Source organism: Glaciecola nitratireducens FR1064, from assembly GCF_000226565.1.
Lineage (GTDB): Bacteria > Pseudomonadota > Gammaproteobacteria > Enterobacterales > Alteromonadaceae > Glaciecola > Glaciecola nitratireducens.
This window is the reverse complement of sequence record NC_016041.1, coordinates 1,670,560-1,689,323: the sequence shown is the minus strand read 5'-3', so window position 1 is coordinate 1,689,323 and position 18,764 is coordinate 1,670,560. Positions and strand designations below refer to the sequence as shown.

Genomic DNA, 18,764 nt, shown 5'->3' with positions numbered 1-18,764 from the left:
TTTAATAAAATCATAACTTTAAGAGAGGTTTATCACTGTCTTTTTTGGAAGTGAACTTGTATGACCAGTCTTTTTGTAACAATTCATAACATTTTTGATGATTGACAGGTTTCGAAAAATAAAAACCTTGTAAAAAGCGGCAGTTAGTTTTGTTGAAAAAGTCGACTTGCAGTTGTGTCTCGATGCCTTCAGCAACGGTGTCCATCGAGAGCATTTTTGTCATTATAAGGGTCGATTCAATAATTGACTCCGTGCCTTTATCAACGCCAATATGGTCAACAAACGACTTATCAATTTTTAACACGTCAATAGGAAAATCTTTTAAATAACGCAAACTCGAGTAGCCCGTTCCAAAGTCATCCAATGATATTTTAAAGCCCAAAGCGCGCATTTCATGCATATAATCTATTGTCTTGTCATTGTTATCAATTAACAAGCCCTCCGTTATTTCGAAGCGTAAACATGACGCTGGCAACCCATAGTCGTTCAACAACTGTAGGATCTTCTCGAAATCAGGACGAGTAGAAAACTGTTTCGCTGACAAGTTAATTGCCATGTATCCACGAAAACCTTGCTCGTACCATTTTGCAACATCATTAAGCCCTCGCTCTATTGCTTTTATCGTCATTTCAACGATTAAGCCCAGATGCTCAGCAATAGGAATGAAAACGCATGGCGATATCGCTTCATTATCGCTATGCCAACGCATGAGCATTTCAAACCCCACCGTTTTCTTATTTTTAACATCAATGATCGGCTGATAGTAATTTTCAAACTCATTGCGGGCAACAGCGACTTTAAGTTTGTTTTGTAGCAACATATCTAATTGGACTTTTTCATTCATAGTTGCCGTAAAGTGTTGAAAGCCGTTTTTTCCTAACTCCTTGGCGCTATACATGGCAACATCAGCATTCCTTAGCAAGCTTTCAGCGTCAATTGCATCGTCCGGATACATTGCGATACCGGCGCTTCCAGAAACGCTGACAGAGTGACTTCCGATATAAATAGGCTGCTCTAAAAGAATTAGCAATTCTTGCACTACATTATTAACACTCTCTATTTCTTGCGTCTCTTCGAGAACAACAACAAACTCGTCACCTCCTAGACGGGCGACGATATCGTTGTCTCTCAGCTTATGCTTAATTCGCTGCGCTATTTCCACAATCACCTTATCGCCAGCTTGATGACCAAATGTATCGTTAATCGGTTTAAAGCGATCTAAGTCAATGAATATGACAGATAAACTTGTGCCGTGTCTTCTGGCGTAAGAAATTGATTGCTTCAACTTTTCAATCAACAAAGAACGATTAATAAGCCCTGTAAGCACATCGTAGTTAGCCATTTTGAGTAAACTTTCTTGCGCTTCCTTTTGTTCGGTAATGTCTGTCAGAATAACTAAATAATATTCTATCAATCTATCGTCATTTTCATCCGCAATTGCATTCACATCGGTCAGCGTTGTCATTTTGGTCCCGGCAACGACAAATTCTAATTCAGTTTTCCAATGTTCACCGGGCTTCAAGCCTGCTAGTTTTAAAATAAACCGCTGCTTTATTCCTTCCTGATTATCAATGATATATTTCAATTGAGACTGAAAATCGACATTTTCACTAATGCCAAAGGCTTTGTAAAAACTCGGGTTAGCCCCCAAAGGTTGTTTTTCACGATCAAAAATAAGTACCCAATCACGCGTGTGTTTAAAGGCGTCACCAAATAACTTTAAACGTTCCTTCGACGCAATATTTTCAGTCACGTTAGTGTATGTTCCAGTTACCGTAATAACTTCATTTTCAGCACTAGAAATACTGCCAGCGTCTCTGAACCATAAATAGTCGCCATTGGCGTGTTTCATTCGATAAGTGTTGTCGAACAACTCTTCTTCACCCCGAATAAACTGCCGCCACGCTGACAAATACTGAAGACGGTCAACCTCATGAATCAGTGATAAATGGTCCTCAAACTCAGTGTCATTCTTGTTATAGCCCAATTCGTTGCGCAATCGCGGTGTATTGATTCTTTTTGTTTCTGATGACCACTCCCATATATCAGAATTACTAGCCTTAAGTGCACTCGTCAGTCTATTGTTGTAGAGCAAAATCTGCTTATTAGCATCGGCCAGCGAAGCTTGAACCCTGTTGCGTCTAACAATAAACCAGAGCAAGGCAGAGAAAAATAGGATCGCATAAATCGCGATCGCTAATGGTGACCACAGCGGAGCATATTTTACCTGAATATGTAATTTAGCCGTTCGCAAAGGCACAGCGTTTTCACCGATTTCATAAATCTCTAATGTATGGTGACCTGACCCAAGGATTGAAATTTCTATTTTGTTTGAAACTGAACCAGGAAAATTAATAACCTTATCATTACTCACTAAGCGGTAATTAAATCGCTCAGCTTCGGCCGTACCAAAATTTAATGAAGAAAAGTGTATGGTTAGCCCCATGTCGTCGTGCTCAAGGACAATTTCACTATCATTAAGGTTTTTATAGGGAAGATTGAGGCGTCTTGTGGCTAGTTCTATTTCGGTAATAATTGGTGCTCTGCTGTCACCGGTATACATAGATGACACTTTTGCAGGATCGAAAAGTGTAATGCCTTTTGTAGAACCGTACGCTAATCGACCGTCAGCTATTATCGTAAATGCGCCCTCATTAAATTCTGAAGATGACACACCTTGCATATATTGAAAGGTATAGAGACGATTAGTCTGTGGGTTAAACTCATGAATTCCCGAATGGGAACTGAACCATAAATTATCGCGCTCATCCAATGCAAGTCCGTAAATAAGGTTGGTCGTTAAAAAATTGCTGGCATTGAATTCGTTAATTTGTGCGAAGCTGTTGCCGTCCAATTGATAAAGGGCTTTACCTGCATAAGATACCCAAAAATTATTTTTCGAATCTCTAACCCAACTTGTTGGGGTTATATAACGAGAGGCACCATCCATTTTCACCGAGTGTAAAATGCTAACTTTATGAGTATTGGTATTAAATCCCAGTAGATTTGCTGAGCCACTTAGCAAGAGATTAGATGTGCGAATATCAAAACCAAGCGTTGCAAATGTCGTGTCGCCGTTAATACCCAACTGTTCATAGTCGAAAAGTTGCGCTGTGGAATTAGTTGAATCATATCTAACTAAGCCAAGATCAGTCAGAGACCAGATAATTGAGCGCCCTTCTCTTGTCAAACTGTAGGAATAACTATCAAGCAGATGTTTGTATTCCGGCGCTAGGTAGCTAAGGTCGTTAGCTTTCTGCGTGTTTGTATCAAAAATAACCAAGCCAGCACCGGTTCTAAGCCAAAGCTCACCTTCATTAATGCTAAGTATTTGGGTTATGTAAGATGAGTTGTAATGCTCGGCTCCGGCATCTGATTTTAAAAACTGCTTGATGAGTCCTGTGCCCAAGTCAATTTTGTTAAGTCCATTGGTTGTGCCTACCCAAAGCGTACTTTCATTTTCTTGATACAGTGAGAGCACATTATTATGGCTTAATCTATTTTCCGGTCTAGCGCTGATGGTGTTATATATTGTCGAAAAATTAGTACTGCTGGGAGACCATAGCATAGCGCCATTCAGACGTGTGCCAATCCATACAATACCATTTTCATCGACCTCGATAGCTCTAATACTCTTATCTGAAATATCTTCGTTATCTTGCTGGGGCGCAAACACAAAAGTAAAGCTTGAACTCGATAGGTCGGTTTTAAATAGCCCCAGATCCGTGCCAACGTAAAGCGTCTGTTCATCGAAGAAATGGATACTCCAAATATTTCTTTCGCTGTTGATAATAGTTGTTGTAGGCATAGACCAATCGCTCAAAACGAACTCCTTGAGCTCGCTGAACGAGAGACTATAGAGCCCCCTAACAGTGCCAATCCATAGTTGTCCATTGGGCATTTGCGTCAAGTTTTTAACGTATTGGTTATTGACATCACTTTCTAACGCTGGAGGTAAAAAATATATTTTTTTTATGCTGCCGTTTAGCAAATTCACTGATATTAACGAAGTAGATGTACCTATCAGTAACATGTTTCCACTTTTTAGCGCAGTTCGAATGTGGATGCTTTGTGCAACATCTTCAGCAGTAAGCGTAAATAAATTAAGCACTTTATTTGTATCGTAGTCATACAAGTCTACTTGATGATTAGAGGCAATGATTATGTTGCCTGTATCATCTTCTGTTATTAAGTCAGCATATTGTAGCCAATCAGGATCGTCTAAATAGTTAACGCCGATAATCCTTTCTGACTCTCTACTTTGCGGCGTTAACTTGAATACGCCATTCAATCCTGTGCTAATCCACAAGTTTTTGCGACTGTCCTCGTAAATATCATAAACCGGATTGTTCAAAAACTCGCCCTGTGAACCAGGTACTTGAATTACTTTATGGCCATCGAAACGATTCAGGCCCTCTTCGTTGGCAATCCATAAAAAGCCGTATGGATCGATATGTAGGTCATAAATCGTATCTTGGCTCAAACCATCAGATGTATCGAGGTGAAACAGGCGCGGTTGCTCTACAAGCGCTTTTAGCTCAGATAGAGCAGGACTTGGGAACGTCAAAGAAAAGAAAGCCACAAAAAAACAGAGGCCAATCACTAACTTGTGTTGGAAAAGCGACATACGGAGTGTTTTATATTTATCCATGCTTCCCTTCACATCCACAACACACTGATATGTTAAATTTTTAATTGAACTCATCAACACTCACTTCATTTCCGTTGAACGGCAAATTTCTTAGGTCAACATACCAACGCTATACGGCTACATTTTGTGCTGTCTTCGACTAAAGTGCAATCAATATCAAACATTTTAGGTCTCGCATGATTGCAAAAAAGCGGATTAAGTTTCAAGTTAACGCAATAACGGAGGCTTCGTCATGAAGCCAGCATATGGATAGTTAGCTAAGACTTCGACAAACCAGCCTGGAACACAAACGAAATATGCTTTGTTGCAAGTTGGTATCATAGTGTTTATGCTTTTTGCATTTATGGTTTTTGGATATGTCTGAAACTGCGGTATCCGTATCTAGCAGTTTGCTTTCTGCTTTTTTGTTTCGCCTTTTCGGTATGCGCTGAAGCTGAAAAATTAGAGCGCTTTGCTCTGCTAATTGGCAATCAAAAACATAAAGCCGTAGCATTGCATACTTATTTATATAGACCGTGAGAAAGTTCGTACTGTTAATTAGCAATCTGAAATAACGGTAAAATATTGTCACTCAGATTATCAAAGAATATAAAAACTTGTCTGGTTTTGTAACATTTAAATAATCAAGAAACTAAGTGGCTAGATAAGTGAGTTTTACTATCCAAGCACCTATTTTATTATAAACTGAGGCACACATGGCTATTCAAATAACGCCCAGCGGACAAGCCTGCGGCGCCGAGATTATCGGTATTGACCTAAGCAAACCGCTGTCTGACGATGAGGTCCTGCAGATCAAGAAGGCTTGGTCGGAGCATCATGTGCTCTCCTTTCCAGATCAAGATATGAGTGACGATGACCTAGAAAATTTCACTCAAAACTTTGGTTGTTTGGATAGTGATCCATTCTTTTGCCCAATTGAAGGACGCCGCTACATAGCCGCGATAGCAAGATACGCCGATGAAACAACCCCAATATTTGCCGAATCATGGCATTCAGATTGGAGTTTTAAAGCAGTCCCACCGATCGGCACCTGTTTATTTGGGATCACTATTCCACCACACGGGGGCGATACGCTATTCGCCAATCAGCATTTAGCATATGAGAGCATGCCAGATTCGCTGCGGCAAAAAATAAGCGACTTGACAGCGATTCACTCCGCCAAACTTGCCTATTCTCCAGAAGGACTCTACGGAAATCCTGATCCAGAATTGAAGAGCGCCATGCAGCCGATTATTTCATCGCGTGCGCGCGCCACGCAAACACACCCTTTACTGATTACTCACCCAGACAATCATCGCCAAGCGGTCTACGGTTGCATCGGCTACACCATCGGCATAGAAGGAATGCAGCAAGCCGAAGCCGAAGCACTGTTAATGGAACTGCACCACTGGCAAACAAGAGAACAGAATGTTTACCGCCACAAGTGGCATAAAAACACATTAGTTATGTGGGATAATCGCTCTGTGCTGCATTGCGCCACCGGTGGCTTTGAAGGTCATGCACGCTTACTGCATCGCACCACCATTTGGCCGAATTCAGCCAGTTCATCCCAATAAACGTCCCAGAGGATGAGTCTGTGTGTGGCGAAGAAGATCTTGGAGCGGCGCTGGAGGATTTTGTTACCCAAAGGGAAAACAAAAAAGGTAAACCTTAGTGAATACCATCAGTCAGCGTATTTCACGATGCCTGCCACTCACTGCTCATTTGAAGCAGCACGAACATTATAGGCAACAAGCACAATTTCGTTTGGTTTTATCCATTTTACCAACGCCCGGATTAAACGCATTGGTAGGGTCTAACGATTGATAGAATTGCTTTAAATCGGGCTCTGCTTCATACAAGTGTCCGACATTATGCTCTGCCGGATACTTCGCGCCGCGATCATTCAATAAAGCTAACATTTGCTTTTTTACCTGCTTGGCGTCGGTTCCTTTCTTGAGGATGTAATCTTGATGAAATACGTAGCAAAAGAAATGACCGTAGTAGAGCTTTTTATCTATCTGCTTATCTAATTCTTCAGGTAATGCTTCAAGCCAATCAACTGCGTTTCTTGGCAACGCAATATCGAGGGCCAATATATCGCCAACCTCCTTTTCAAACATAGTGTGGTATCTAAGCGCCGCACCAGCTGCTGCGAAACGGTGTAAATAAGCACGCTTTGCCTCATTTGCATCACAGACAATAAAGCTTCCCGATGTCGATTTGCTAAAAAAGTCAGTTAAGAAAGCGTCAGCCTCGGCAATTCCTTCATCACTCATTTTTAAAATAAGATGATGCTCGTAATCTTTACGATACTGCAGCAGACGTGGCGGGATATGTTGAGGAAACAGTCTGCTGCAAAACTGCATACATTTGTCGGTCAGTGACTTAGGTAACCAACTCACCTTACTCAGCGCCTCATCAATGCTACCTTTGATAGAAAATAAACGCGGTAATCGTTCTGTTCCTAAGTGCAAAACGCTTAAAAAAGTGTCCTTACCGTACTTTTGTGAAATATCAAAAATATCCCTGTGCATGTATTCCCCTACTTCAGGCATATTTGTTAAGCGCGACAGAATATCTTTTCTTAATTTTGTTAACTCTTTTGTATCGTTTGTCCCGATGTAGAAGGTTTGTTCACGCTTAGCAACAGGGAATGTGTCTATACGAACTGCAAATACAGCTAATTTTCCAGCGCACCCACTTGATTCATGCAGTCTTCGTTTGTCTGCATTAAATCGACTCGGCGTGTCGGCATTGACGTTTCTAATGCGCTCAACATACTCTTTATCAGATGCCATTTTATTGCTTTTCGCAATGGGATTGAGCGAAAAACTCCCCTTTTGTAAACTCGTTAAAATAGCCTCTGGAGAATCGCCTAATTGGATGCCTAGATGATTTACTAACACTAACTCACCCTGTGCGTTAATTTGCGCATAAACCGAAAGTTCAGTGTAAGCTGGCCCGCGCTTAACTAAAGCGCCGCCTGAGTTATTTGCAATTCCGCCAACAATAGAGGCACCCAAACACGACGAACCAATAATAGAGTGAGGCGCGCGCCCTATTGCCGCTAATTGCTTTTCGAGTTGGTGCAAGGTTGCACCGGGCAAACTAACAACTTGCTCACCTGAGTTAATCAAAAAGAGTTGATCGATTGCTAGGGTGTTTATTACAACGACAGGGCGATCATAGTCGTCGCCACTGGGCGCAGAGCCTTCGGTTAAGCCGGTATTTGCTGCTTGCATAATAATAATTGAATTCGTTTTGACGCAAACTTTTAGGCTTTGCCATAGCTGCAGTAAGCTTTGTGGAAATATAACCGCAAGCGCGCTGCCGCCTCCAGAACGCCATCCTTTTCTGAAGTGGGTATTCTTTCTTGGGTCTGCCTTGACGTTTTTTGCGGATAAGATGTCTGTTAACTCAGCCAGAATTTGATCCTGACTTATTGGCGTTTCAAGCCGATTATTGACATCAGAAAAATAGATATCATCGTTCATCTTGGCAGCACTCCAATTGTCATTAACCTGATCTCTTTTGCCTCTTTTTAAAGGCGATAATAAAACAAGATTCAGAGTAGCATTATCCCTGTAAATAAAAACGTGTAAAGAAAGAGTTCAATGATTCAGCCCTAGGTCCTGATTGATTTATTCAGGTCGGTAATGTCTATCCTTCCAACCTTAACCGCATTCTTTATTAATTTGATGCTCGGGGCGAGTTGGTACAGGTCGCCATTTAAGCCAACAAGCTGAGTTCCAACTCCTTGTTGTTTCGCAATTAAAGCATTTGCATGAAGATGCTCAGGCTCGCCGTGCACGGGAATAGCAACCTTCGGGGAGACCCATTCATACATGTCGCTTAGGTCTTCCTGATTTGGATGACCAGAAGCATGTATCGTATGCACAGACTCATTTGATTGTATGACGTTAAGCCCCTTAGACTTTAAGTTTTCGACCATTTTCTCTATCGGTTTCTCATTCCCGGGTATAGTAATTGAACTAAAAATAACGGTATCACCGGCTTCTACTTCACAATCTGGATGGTTGTCTCCAGCCAGCCTGCCTAATGCAGCTCGGGGCTCCCCTTGACTGCCGGTTGCTACAATTAATACTTCATGTTTTGGCAAATAGCCAATGTCACGCCGATGTGAGATTTTTAATTCATCCGGCCAGTAGCCTGTTGTTCGCGCAATGCTGTACATATTTTCCAACGAACGCCCCAGCAAGGTCATGTATCGCCCAGTTTTTGCAGCAACTCGTGCCAAACTAATGAGACGTGCAACATTGCTACCGAAACAGGTGACGATTGCTCGGCCTTGGCATTGTTGAATAGTGCGCAATAGCCCTAACTCACAATCCCCTTCTGAGAGCGAATACCCTGAACGCAGCGCATTTGTCGAGTCACACACCATTGCCGTTGGCCTCATTTTAGCGAGTTGTTTAAAAGGTGCAGCATTGAATGGTTGATCTGTTATTGGATTAAAATCTATTTTCCAGTCAGCAGTATGAAAAACAGTGGCCACCGGAGTTTGTATGAATAATGCATGTGCGTCCGGCAAAGAATGCGTAATTGCTAACCAGCTTACCGTAAACGGCCCAATATCTATTGTCGTTCCAGGATCAACAACAATAATTTGCACGAGCTCAGCAATATCTGTCATATACAATTTACGACGCAACACCTCTGCGGTAAATTTAGTTGTATAAATTGGACATTTAAATCTTTTCCACAGAGCGGGAACCGCGCCAACATGGTCTTCGTGCGCATGAGTGATCACAATACCGGCTAAACTTTCTTGACGATTTTCAATGAACACAGGATCGGGGGCCACCATATCAAACAGCTTTGCCGATGGATTTTGATCATCAAGTCTATCCAATGGAGCTCTAAACGTGACACCACAATCAACCATAAGCCAATTATTATTGTGGCCATATAGATTCATGTTCATGCCTATTTCGCCCGTGCCTCCTAGAGGTAAGAAAAATAAGTCTTTGTTAGATGGCCGAATGGTTCGAAAGTAGTTGATAATGACCTCGTGATTTTTTAAATTTCTAGCGACACTATTTCTAGTGCCCCTATTTCTAGTGACACTTATTTGCGAAGCGCTATTGTAAAAACAGTAATTTAGCGAAAACCGATCAAAAGTTCTTGAAGTAGTTGTGAGGGCACTGCTATATCCACTGCACCATGCAACACACCGTCGACATTATTGAGTATTAAAGACAGTGCGTCTAGCTTCGATGATAAAACCTTAAGCTTCACTTAAGTATTCAGTTATAATATCTCACCACACACTATTCAAAAACTTAGCGCATGAGACTACTACTAGTTGAAGATGATACTCGCCTTGCTGAAGAATTAAGCAAGTCATTGCGACACAAAGGCTATGCCATCACGCATATGCCTTCTGCCAAAAGCGCTTTAGATTCGTTAGCGAGTAATGAGTTTGCAATGATGATACTCGATTTGGGCCTGCCAGATATGGACGGCATTGAATTGCTGAAAATTGCCAAGAAAAAATACGCAGACTTGTCCGTCATTATTCTTACTGCAAGAGACACTACTACCGATAAAATTGACGGTTTAGATGCAGGAGCTGATGACTATCTCGCAAAGCCCTTTGATATTGAAGAATTATTAGCGCGTTTAAGAGCGATGGAGCGTCGCTTAGGCACCGCAACGTCTTCTTTAATCGACATAAATGAGGTAAGTTTAGACGTCGCCTCGCACGAGCTTGGGGTTAAAGGCGAGAAAGTTGAACTGCCGCGACGCGAGTTCATGCTGCTTAAAGCATTAATGGAGAACCATGGCAGGATACAAAGCAAACAACACCTCGAAAAAACGCTGTATGAATGGGGTGAAGAAGTCAGTAGCAATGCCATTGAAGTGCACATTCATAATTTGCGAAAACGGCTACCTGAACAGTTTATCAAAACCATTAGAGGCGTTGGCTATAGCGTTCCTAAACAAGCAAGGTAATTATGTATAGCATCAGTAAACAGCTTACTTTATTGCTTATTTGCTCGCTTACTCTCGTTGTCTTTAGTGCAGCAATTCAAGGTTATCGTTCAAGTACGGCTATCTCTAGCAAAACCTATGACGATGAGTTAAAAATTATCGCGCAGGGCCTTATGCCTATTGCCGTCAATTGGAGTGTTATCAATCCTGGTAACGCTAACGCGGAGCAGCAAACTTTACTTTTATCAAAAAAGGCGATGCCGCAGTTAGCAGCACAAAATATGCAACAAAGAGTAGAGTTTTCTTATCAAATAATCGTCAATGAAAAAGCTGTTATTCGCACTGAAAATACACCTACCAAACCCATTGGTGAATTGAGTCAGGGTTTTTCAGATGTTAGTTTTTCCGGCAAGCGCTGGCGTTTGTTCGCAGTCGAGTTTGCGGAAAATGAGTGGATATTGGTGGCTCAGCAACGAAGCTTAAGAGGCTTGATCGTTGAAGAAATGATTTTAGCTGCAGTAAAACCCATTATTTGGGTCATGCCATTTTTGGGCTTATTGATTTTTTTAATCACTACTAGAAGCCTAACACCGTTAAAACAATTGTCTAGCGACTTACAAAAACGCCAGTCGACCAACTTATCCCCATTAAATATAAATAATCGAAGTACCGAACTTGAGCCTGTCATCCAAACACTCAATTTGCTTTTCACCCGCCTAAGCTCTTCATTTGAGCGCGAGCGCGAATTTGTATCACATGCGGCACACGAATTACGCACTCCTTTGAGTGTTATGAAAATTAATCTGCACAATATTCAGAATAATCCAAGTGACTTAAACACCGACTTGCCAAAGCTGCAGGAAGATGTCGAAAGAATGATTCAGGCAGTTAATCAACTTTTAATGCTAAGTAAAACAAATCCTGAACTGCTGCTGCAAGATCAGGAGAAAGTCGATTTAGTAGAAATATGTCAGAGCGTTATTGCTGATTTATATCCGCACATTGAAGAAAGACAACAAACAATTGAACTGCTTGGCGAGTATCAATTTATTATGTCAAAACCTTTCCTGATGCAAACTTTGATTTCAAATTTAATCACCAATGCTATTAAGTATTCACCCGATAAAGGCTCAATAAGAGTGACCATAAATAACTCTGCAGAATTTGTCGTGCTTACTATTGAAGATTCAGGTCCTGGTATTCCTGTGTCTATGCGGGAAAATGTATTGAAGCGTTTTTATAGAACCGACGACGCCGTGAAAAAAGGCATTCTAGGCAGCGGATTAGGACTAACGATTGTCGCTCAAATATTAGCGGCACACGGAGCAAGCCTGAGCTTTTTGGATTCAGAATTAGGTGGTTTATCCGTTCAAGTTACATTTAAATCAACTGAGGACTATCTCCGTTGACTATTACCCTAAGCTTTCTCAAAACTAAGACTGTTAGCAACAAAGTTGCTTGTAACGGTGCTAATCAAGATAGCGCTAAGCGCACTAGAACTAGCAATAACAAAGTACCTACCAATAAACGTCTAAAACAGACCTTCGTATTCTTAGTAAGTATCTATCTAAGCATAGACACGGCCTTTGCGGCCAAGCTTGTGACTCTTAATCTGAAAAATAACATGTTTGAACCGAGTATCATCACGATCTCAAAAAACACCAAAATAAAACTAGTCATCATCAATCATGACGACTCTCCAGAGGAGTTTGACAGCTTTGACCTTAACCGTGAAAAAGTCATTTTTGCGAATTCGACAGCAACTTTATTTGTTGGCCCTCTTCCGAAAGGGACATATTACTTTTTTGGAGAATATCATCCTGACACTGCAGTTGGAAAAGTGATCGTCACAGACTGTGAGACAACGCAGCTTGATTCATCAGGGGAAATTGAAAAATGCTGATCAACAGTTTACTTATTTTTATTGAGGAAACCCTGCCTATTTTTGTCCTATACGCCTATCTCTGCGCGTGGCATTCTTATTTTGAATACCGCAAAGAAACGAAACCGGTGAAAACAAAATCAATTGGATCATTCGCTGGTGAGGTTTTCAAACTAAAACAAGATCATCACATTTATTTTATTTGCGCGATATTTCTAGGACTATTGTTAAGTGCCTTCATCACCAGCGTTCGTCCTTGGCTAGGAATGACGCTTGATGGCATTGGATATGAAGTTGTGCTTATTTTGCTTGCTTTATGCTTCGTTGCTAGCGTCTTGGTTGGACAAATTACGAATAACAGCAGCACGCGTAAAGTATTATTCAGCTTAAGTTTATTTTTGCTTGTGCTGCCACATGCGAGCGACTTTATGGTGTTTTTTGCATCGGTTTTACAAGTTCAACTGTATTCCAGTGTTTATGTTGGCGTCAGCATCGGTTTGGGAATTTGTCTCAGCATTAGCTACCTGCTTTTCTTCGTATTTAGAAATATGGGTAAAAGCCTGCCACTCAAGCTAGCGATGGCCATATTTTTAGCTGGACAGCTCAGTAATATAGTCACTATTTTGCAGCAAATTGATGTTTTATCTTCATCCCTTCCTCTTTGGAATACGAACCGTTTTATTGCTGACAGTAATGAGTATGGCCAGTTCTTTCATGTACTTGTTGGATATGACGCAACACCTACGCTCATTTACCTAGTCATTCTTAGTGCTTCCACACTTATTATATTTACGCTTTTGATGAGATTTAAACTTATCGAAGGCAAAAGCACTGCTTTTGGAGTTGTTCAATGAAACATCTAGCCCCCATTTTTATGTGTTTGTACATTCTTGTACTAAATAGCACATCTTTCGAGAGCAGCGCTAGTGAGGCTGTTGACAAAGTTTATCATCCTTACGTTTTACCCTTTGAGCGTGAATTTGAATGGCGTTTTAGTTCACGAAAAAATGATGATGGCAATGCGCTATTGCAGCGAATTGCTTACGGCCAGGCTATTTCGGAGTATGTCACAGTAGAAGGTTATTTTGTCGGTGAGCGGGACAAAGAGGATAACTTCGGATTACACTCATATGAAATTGAAACGCGTTGGATGCTAAGCGATCAAGGTGAATACTGGGCCGATTGGGGAGCATTATTTGAATTAGAAAAAGGGCATGAAAAAGACAGTTGGGAATTTACCACCGGCATACTTGCCGAAAAAGAATTTGGACGCACCAGTTTAACCGTTAATTTTCTCGTCAGTCAGAGTTGGGGAAGTGACTCAGATAAAACGCTGCAAGGCGACTTTAGGTTGAAGTACAGATATCGCTGGATACCGGAAATTCAACCGGCTATCGAGATATATTCGAAGCATGAATTTTTAGGCATCGGTCCAGCGTTTATGGGGATCAGTCGTTTTGAGGGGCAACGCCAGCTTAAATGGGAATTAGGTTTCATTGCGGGCTTGAATGGTAAGTCAACTGATCATACGCTACGCTTTGCTTTAGAAATGGAGTTTTAAACCATTAATAATCGAATTTTCACTATCGACGCGCTACGTACTTTTGCCATTGTTCTAATGGTAATATTTCACTTTATTTATGACTTAAAGTTTTTCGGCTATGTTGACTGGAACACACCTGATGGCGAAGGGTGGCGAACCTTTAGACACATAATACTGATTTCGTTTTTTATTTGTTTAGGCGCATCTCTGCATTTGTCATATCACAAAGTCGTGAACTGGAAAAAGTTCAGCAAGCGGCTAATCCAAATCATAGCCAGTGCTTTGGCAATCAGTGTGGTTTCGTTGTTAATGGTGCCTAATAACTATATTTATTTCGGTGTATTACACTTTATCGCTGTCGCCAGTATCCTCTGCATATTTTTTGCCAATAAACCTGGTACGTCACTTATTATCGGACTCGGCATTATCACAATTTATAATATAGGCTGGGTTTCCGGACTATGGCCATTTATCTATATTCGAGATTTGTTACCACGATATTCTAACGACTATGTTGGGCTATTTCCGTGGTTAGGTGTGGTATTTATCGGGATATGGTTTGCGTCAACAGCGTTCTTGAGAAACGACCCGCTAAAGCGCTTTTCTAAAAACACTTGGATAGCCCTACCCGGCAAGCATAGCCTAGTAATTTATCTGGTACATCAACCTCTGTTTTTTGCAATCTTCGGACTGATATCCTATATATCTGAGAGCTAAGGCACCCTTTTCGTGCATGTCCCAAAACAAGCAAGTTCACTTATTCCTGCACTTTTTAATGACCTTATTTAAATCTCACTATCTTATTTTAACTTATCTTAAGAAAAAATAGGTATCAGCTAAGGTTCTCTTAAGTTTCGCAAAATACACTTCGGGCATATAAAAATAGTTAAGTGTCATTATGCGAACAAAATTACATGTCTTAATCTTTATTACCTTGTTCTTCACGGCGAGTTTGGCCAATGCTGCCAGCGCGAAGGACTTTACGCTCACCGATTATCATTCAAGCGAACATTTAGTATCCCTCAACGACTTTAAAGGCAAAGTCGTCTATTTGGATTTTTGGGCAAGCTGGTGCAAACCCTGCCGTACCTCTTTTCCTTGGATGAACGATATGCAAGCAAAATACGGCAAACAAGGCTTTGAAGTTATTAGCATTAACTTAGATCAGGATAAATCCTCAATAGCAGCGTTCCTGAAAAGCTACCCTGCTAGTTTTCGTATCCTTCTTGACCCACAAGGTGAAGTTGCCTCTGACTATGAGTTGGTTGGGATGCCGAGCAGCTACATAATTGATAAAAAGGGTAATTTGCGCAAAACCCACACAGGTTTCTTTATTAAAAATAAACCAGAATATGAAAAAGAAATTATCGCTTTATTGGCTGAATAGGAGCAATTAAATGAACACTAGAAAAATACAAACTGTCAAAATACCCAATAAAAAGGCAAGCACCCGATTATTCTCCGCGCTTTGCGTTATTACCGCTTTGCAGTTGGGCGGTTGCGCAAACCTTGGTGTGCAGCCTTGGGAACGTGATCTATTAGCCAAAGACGAAATGGCGCTAAATGCGGATGCTGTCGATATCGGCTTAGATGAGCATATCTATTTCAGCAAGGAAGGCACAAGCGGCGGCCGTTCATTTGCTGGCGGAGGTTGCGGATGCAATTAAGTAAATCAAAGAAAATAGGCGCACTTTTAGCTACCGCTACGTGCACGCTTTTAAACGCGGGTGCTCAAGCCCAAGAAACTAAATCAGAAAACGATTGGAAATTCGATACTGCTATTCTTTACTATGGCGAAACCGACCGTGTCAGCCTGCTTGAAGGCGTAATTAGCGCAACCAAAGACTTTGGCGACCAGCATATTTTGAATACTAAGTTGGTCATTGATAGCCTAACTGGTGCCTCTGCGACTGGCGCAGTGGCGCAGCCATACGCGCAAACATTCAGCAGACCCTCTGGCAATGGTCAATATACGACCTCGCCAAATGAGCTGCCGTTGGACGATACTTTTAGAGACACTCGACTCGCATTAAGCGCCAACTGGACACAGCCTATATATAGAGATACAAGAATCAATGTCGGCGGCAACGTTTCACGTGAGTATGACTATTTATCGGTCGGCGCAAATGTGTCAGCAGAGAGAGATTTTTATAATAAGAACACCACAGCATTGTTCGGCCTATCTTATCAATTTGATAGCATAGATCCTGTCGGTGGTCGCCCTATTCCTCTATCCACTATGGTAGTTAACAACGGTCAATTTGGTGCTGGTGATGCTGGTGAAGAGGCTTTTGAAGCCGCGTTTGAGCAAACTCGAATTGACGGTAGCGATGATAAATCGACGGTCGACGCATTGTTTGGTCTTACACAAGTTATTAATCGTCGAATGATCGTGCAGTTGAACTACAGCTACTCGAACAGCAGCGGTTATTTAAACGACCCTTACAAGCTTCTGAGTTTGGTGAATGAAAACGGTGAAACACAGTCAATTGTGCACGAAAACCGTCCTGATAGTCGCGCAAAACACAGCGTTTATGCACAAACCAAGTACGCGTTTGATAACGCTGTAGCAGATGTTTCATACCGTTTTGCTACTGACGATTGGGATATTCAGTCGCATACCATCGACTCTCGCTTGCGTTATAACCTAACGGAGACTGACTACATACAGCCTCACGTTCGTTACTACCAGCAAAGCGAAGCCGATTTTTATCGTCCATTCTTAAATGAGGGTGAAGCATTACCTTCAGTTGCTTCAGCTGATTATCGCTTGGGCGAAATGACCGCAATCACAGTTGGCTTAAAATATGGTCATAAAATGAATAATGGTCACGAATGGGGTGTTAGAGCTGAGTATTATCAACAAGATCCAAAGAATGCCGGATTTGAAAGTATTGGTGTGCTCGCAACACAAGATTTGTATCCAAGTGTAAAAGCCTTTATCTTGCAGTTTAACTACAACTTTTAATGCATAGGTAAGACGATTTTGTCTGAATGGAAAATTCAAACTGCCGGCGATCATATCAAAGGCAGTTTTTTTTGTATGGCGAGCCCTTGTGAGCTACTCATCGATACTCGCGATCAGCTATTGGCGAGTCATATTACCGAGCTAGCGGCTAAAGAAGCAAAGCGCATTGAGCAAAAGTTTAGTCGTTATCGCAACGACAATATCGTGTATGACATTAATCAAGCTCAAGGTAAAACGGTCGCGATTGATAATGAAACGTTTCAATTACTGACCTTTGCAAACACCTGTTTTGAATTAAGCAGCGGCATGTTCGACATCACGTCTGGTGTGCTCAGACGCGCTTGGAAATTTGATGGTTCGGATAATGTTCCTAACGATGCGACCGTAAATCAGTTGGTAAAGCTAATTGCTTGGGATCGTGTTGAGTTTGATCAACAGCAGATTACAATGCCCGCCGGTTTTGAAATAGATCTAGGCGGTATTGGCAAAGAATACGCCGTCGATTGTGTTGCAAAACTCTGTCACTCTCTAGCACCTACACTTTCTATCTTGGTTAATTTTGGAGGTGATATTCAAGTCACTCAGCCAAAAAAAGAAGGGCAATTCTGGCAAGTGGGTATCGAAATGCCCGTAAAATCGACTCTCGCTGCTGAGGGTGATACAGCAAATTATCAAACCGTCATGGTAAAGATTGCTCGCGGAGGCTTAGCAACTAGCGGTGACGCAAACCGGTATTTACTTAAAGATGGCGTGCGCTACTCACACGTTCTCAATCCGTTGCTTGGTAAGCCAATTGTTGACGGACCTCGTTCTGTCACAGTTGCCAGTGATCACTGCGTGCAAGCAGGTTTATTAGCAACCCTAGCACTGCTGCAAGGTAAGCAGGCTGAACAATTCCTTATCGAACAGGAGGTGACCTACTGGTGTTATTGGTAAGTATCGATGCGATCATTAACGATAAATAAACGCGAATTAAGCCCTACTTCAATATCATTGGCTCAAACACACTAGCATCGATGTAACCCAGATCTTTATTGCCATTAATACCTTCAATAGGATATGAGCCAATAAAGTGTTCACGAGTACTTTCGCCGTTAACCGCTTTGTCTGCATCACAATAGGCGAGCATAAAACCAATCTCTTTATTTCTGCTTAACTTAGTTGGCTTTGCGTCTGCACCTGGCAAAAACGTATCGTCAAACAGCGAAATTTTTAGCTCCCAAGTGATCACTTGAGTTTGAGGCGAACGCGTCCATTGGCTTTGTATATGCTCGTTGTAAGTTTGCACAGTGGAGTCTGTGCTTTTTAATGTCGGGCCCATATCGCTCACATTGCGGTCTAGTCCAACATGGTAGGCAAACGCATTAAAGGTGAATTGATGATTTCCGCCGGAGCCATCTTCATCTACAAAGATTTCAACACAGTCGTCATCCCAATACTTTATCAATGGATCAGGATGAGTATCAATGAGCACATCGTCTGTTATTTCTAAGAGCATGTAGAGCGCAGCAGTATCCCAAAGAAGCTTGTAGCGCCCTGTAAAATCTTCGGCCTCTAAGTTCTCACCGAGCAACAGCTGATCGACTTGTCGCCATTGTGCGAGTTGCCAAGCTTTTTCATCTGAAATTGCATCCACAGTAATTGTTTCTGTGGCCTGTAATATCGGCGTGCGCACTTGAGTTTGTGCACAAGCCCAAGCCGAAATTGTGATACTAAAAGCGAAGCCAATTTTGATAACAGAGCGGCTTTTTTGGAGAGCCTTGGACAACGTAAAACTGTGCAT

At 41.7% G+C, this 18,764-nt stretch carries 15 protein-coding genes; 11 read left to right on the top strand and 4 right to left on the bottom strand.

What is annotated here, in order from left to right:
- Positions 1-10: 10 nt before the first annotated feature.
- On the bottom strand, positions 11-4,705 hold the full coding sequence (locus tag GNIT_RS07335; RefSeq protein ID WP_041246343.1) for an EAL domain-containing protein: 4,695 nt from the start codon (positions 4,703-4,705) through the stop codon (positions 11-13).
- 641 nt (positions 4,706-5,346) lie between these two features.
- On the opposite strand from GNIT_RS07335, the gene GNIT_RS07330 reads away from it, so the two are divergent.
- Positions 5,347-6,207, top strand: a complete 861-nt coding sequence (locus GNIT_RS07330; RefSeq protein WP_014108533.1) for a TauD/TfdA dioxygenase family protein — start codon at positions 5,347-5,349, stop codon at positions 6,205-6,207.
- Positions 6,208-6,372: 165 nt separating this feature from the next.
- On the opposite strand, the gene dld is transcribed toward GNIT_RS07330, so the two are convergent.
- Both dld and GNIT_RS07320 read right to left on the bottom strand, forming a co-directional pair.
- Entirely contained in the window at positions 6,373-8,127 is a 1,755-nt protein-coding gene (gene dld, locus GNIT_RS07325) for a D-lactate dehydrogenase (protein WP_014108531.1), read from the bottom strand.
- A gap of 131 nt (positions 8,128-8,258) precedes the next feature.
- On the bottom strand, positions 8,259-9,578 hold the full coding sequence (locus tag GNIT_RS07320; protein WP_083822424.1) for a ribonuclease J: 1,320 nt from the start codon (positions 9,576-9,578) through the stop codon (positions 8,259-8,261).
- A gap of 365 nt (positions 9,579-9,943) precedes the next feature.
- On the opposite strand from GNIT_RS07320, the gene GNIT_RS07315 reads away from it, so the two are divergent.
- The 10 genes from GNIT_RS07315 to GNIT_RS07270 all read left to right on the top strand — a co-directional run bounded on the left by GNIT_RS07315 (position 9,944) and on the right by GNIT_RS07270 (position 17,917).
- Entirely contained in the window at positions 9,944-10,609 is a 666-nt protein-coding gene (locus tag GNIT_RS07315) for a response regulator (protein WP_014108528.1), read from the top strand.
- Positions 10,610-10,611: 2 nt separating this feature from the next.
- Positions 10,612-11,997 (top strand): ATP-binding protein, encoded by a 1,386-nt coding sequence (locus tag GNIT_RS07310; RefSeq protein WP_014108527.1) that lies wholly within the window; start codon positions 10,612-10,614, stop codon positions 11,995-11,997.
- Complete coding sequence (locus GNIT_RS07305; protein WP_014108526.1) at positions 11,994-12,491, top strand: cupredoxin domain-containing protein; 498 nt, start codon at positions 11,994-11,996, stop codon at positions 12,489-12,491. The genes GNIT_RS07310 and GNIT_RS07305 overlap by 4 nt, the downstream gene beginning before the upstream one ends.
- Positions 12,485-13,324 (top strand): hypothetical protein, encoded by an 840-nt coding sequence (locus GNIT_RS07300; RefSeq protein WP_014108525.1) that lies wholly within the window; start codon positions 12,485-12,487, stop codon positions 13,322-13,324. The genes GNIT_RS07305 and GNIT_RS07300 overlap by 7 nt, the downstream gene beginning before the upstream one ends.
- Positions 13,321-14,031: a hypothetical protein gene (locus GNIT_RS07295; protein WP_014108524.1), complete on the top strand. Its 711-nt coding sequence runs from the start codon at positions 13,321-13,323 to the stop codon at positions 14,029-14,031. Before GNIT_RS07300 ends, GNIT_RS07295 begins: the two co-directional genes overlap by 4 nt.
- Positions 14,032-14,088: 57 nt before the next feature.
- Positions 14,089-14,730, top strand: a complete 642-nt coding sequence (locus tag GNIT_RS07290) for a heparan-alpha-glucosaminide N-acetyltransferase (protein ID WP_014108523.1) — start codon at positions 14,089-14,091, stop codon at positions 14,728-14,730.
- A 181-nt stretch (positions 14,731-14,911) separates the two neighbouring features.
- A complete protein-coding gene (locus GNIT_RS07285; RefSeq protein ID WP_014108522.1) occupies positions 14,912-15,400 on the top strand; it encodes a TlpA disulfide reductase family protein in 489 nt (162 codons plus the stop codon).
- A 10-nt stretch (positions 15,401-15,410) separates the two neighbouring features.
- Positions 15,411-15,680: a DUF4266 domain-containing protein gene (locus GNIT_RS07280; protein WP_014108521.1), complete on the top strand. Its 270-nt coding sequence runs from the start codon at positions 15,411-15,413 to the stop codon at positions 15,678-15,680.
- Positions 15,671-16,981 (top strand): DUF3570 domain-containing protein, encoded by a 1,311-nt coding sequence (locus GNIT_RS07275; RefSeq protein ID WP_014108520.1) that lies wholly within the window; start codon positions 15,671-15,673, stop codon positions 16,979-16,981. The genes GNIT_RS07280 and GNIT_RS07275 overlap by 10 nt, the downstream gene beginning before the upstream one ends.
- Positions 16,982-17,056: 75 nt before the next feature.
- Positions 17,057-17,917 (top strand): FAD:protein FMN transferase, encoded by an 861-nt coding sequence (locus GNIT_RS07270; RefSeq protein ID WP_041246727.1) that lies wholly within the window; start codon positions 17,057-17,059, stop codon positions 17,915-17,917.
- 43 nt (positions 17,918-17,960) lie between these two features.
- Here GNIT_RS07270 and GNIT_RS07265 read toward each other — a convergent pair whose 3' ends face one another.
- Entirely contained in the window at positions 17,961-18,764 is an 804-nt protein-coding gene (locus tag GNIT_RS07265) for a sugar-binding protein (RefSeq protein ID WP_014108518.1), read from the bottom strand.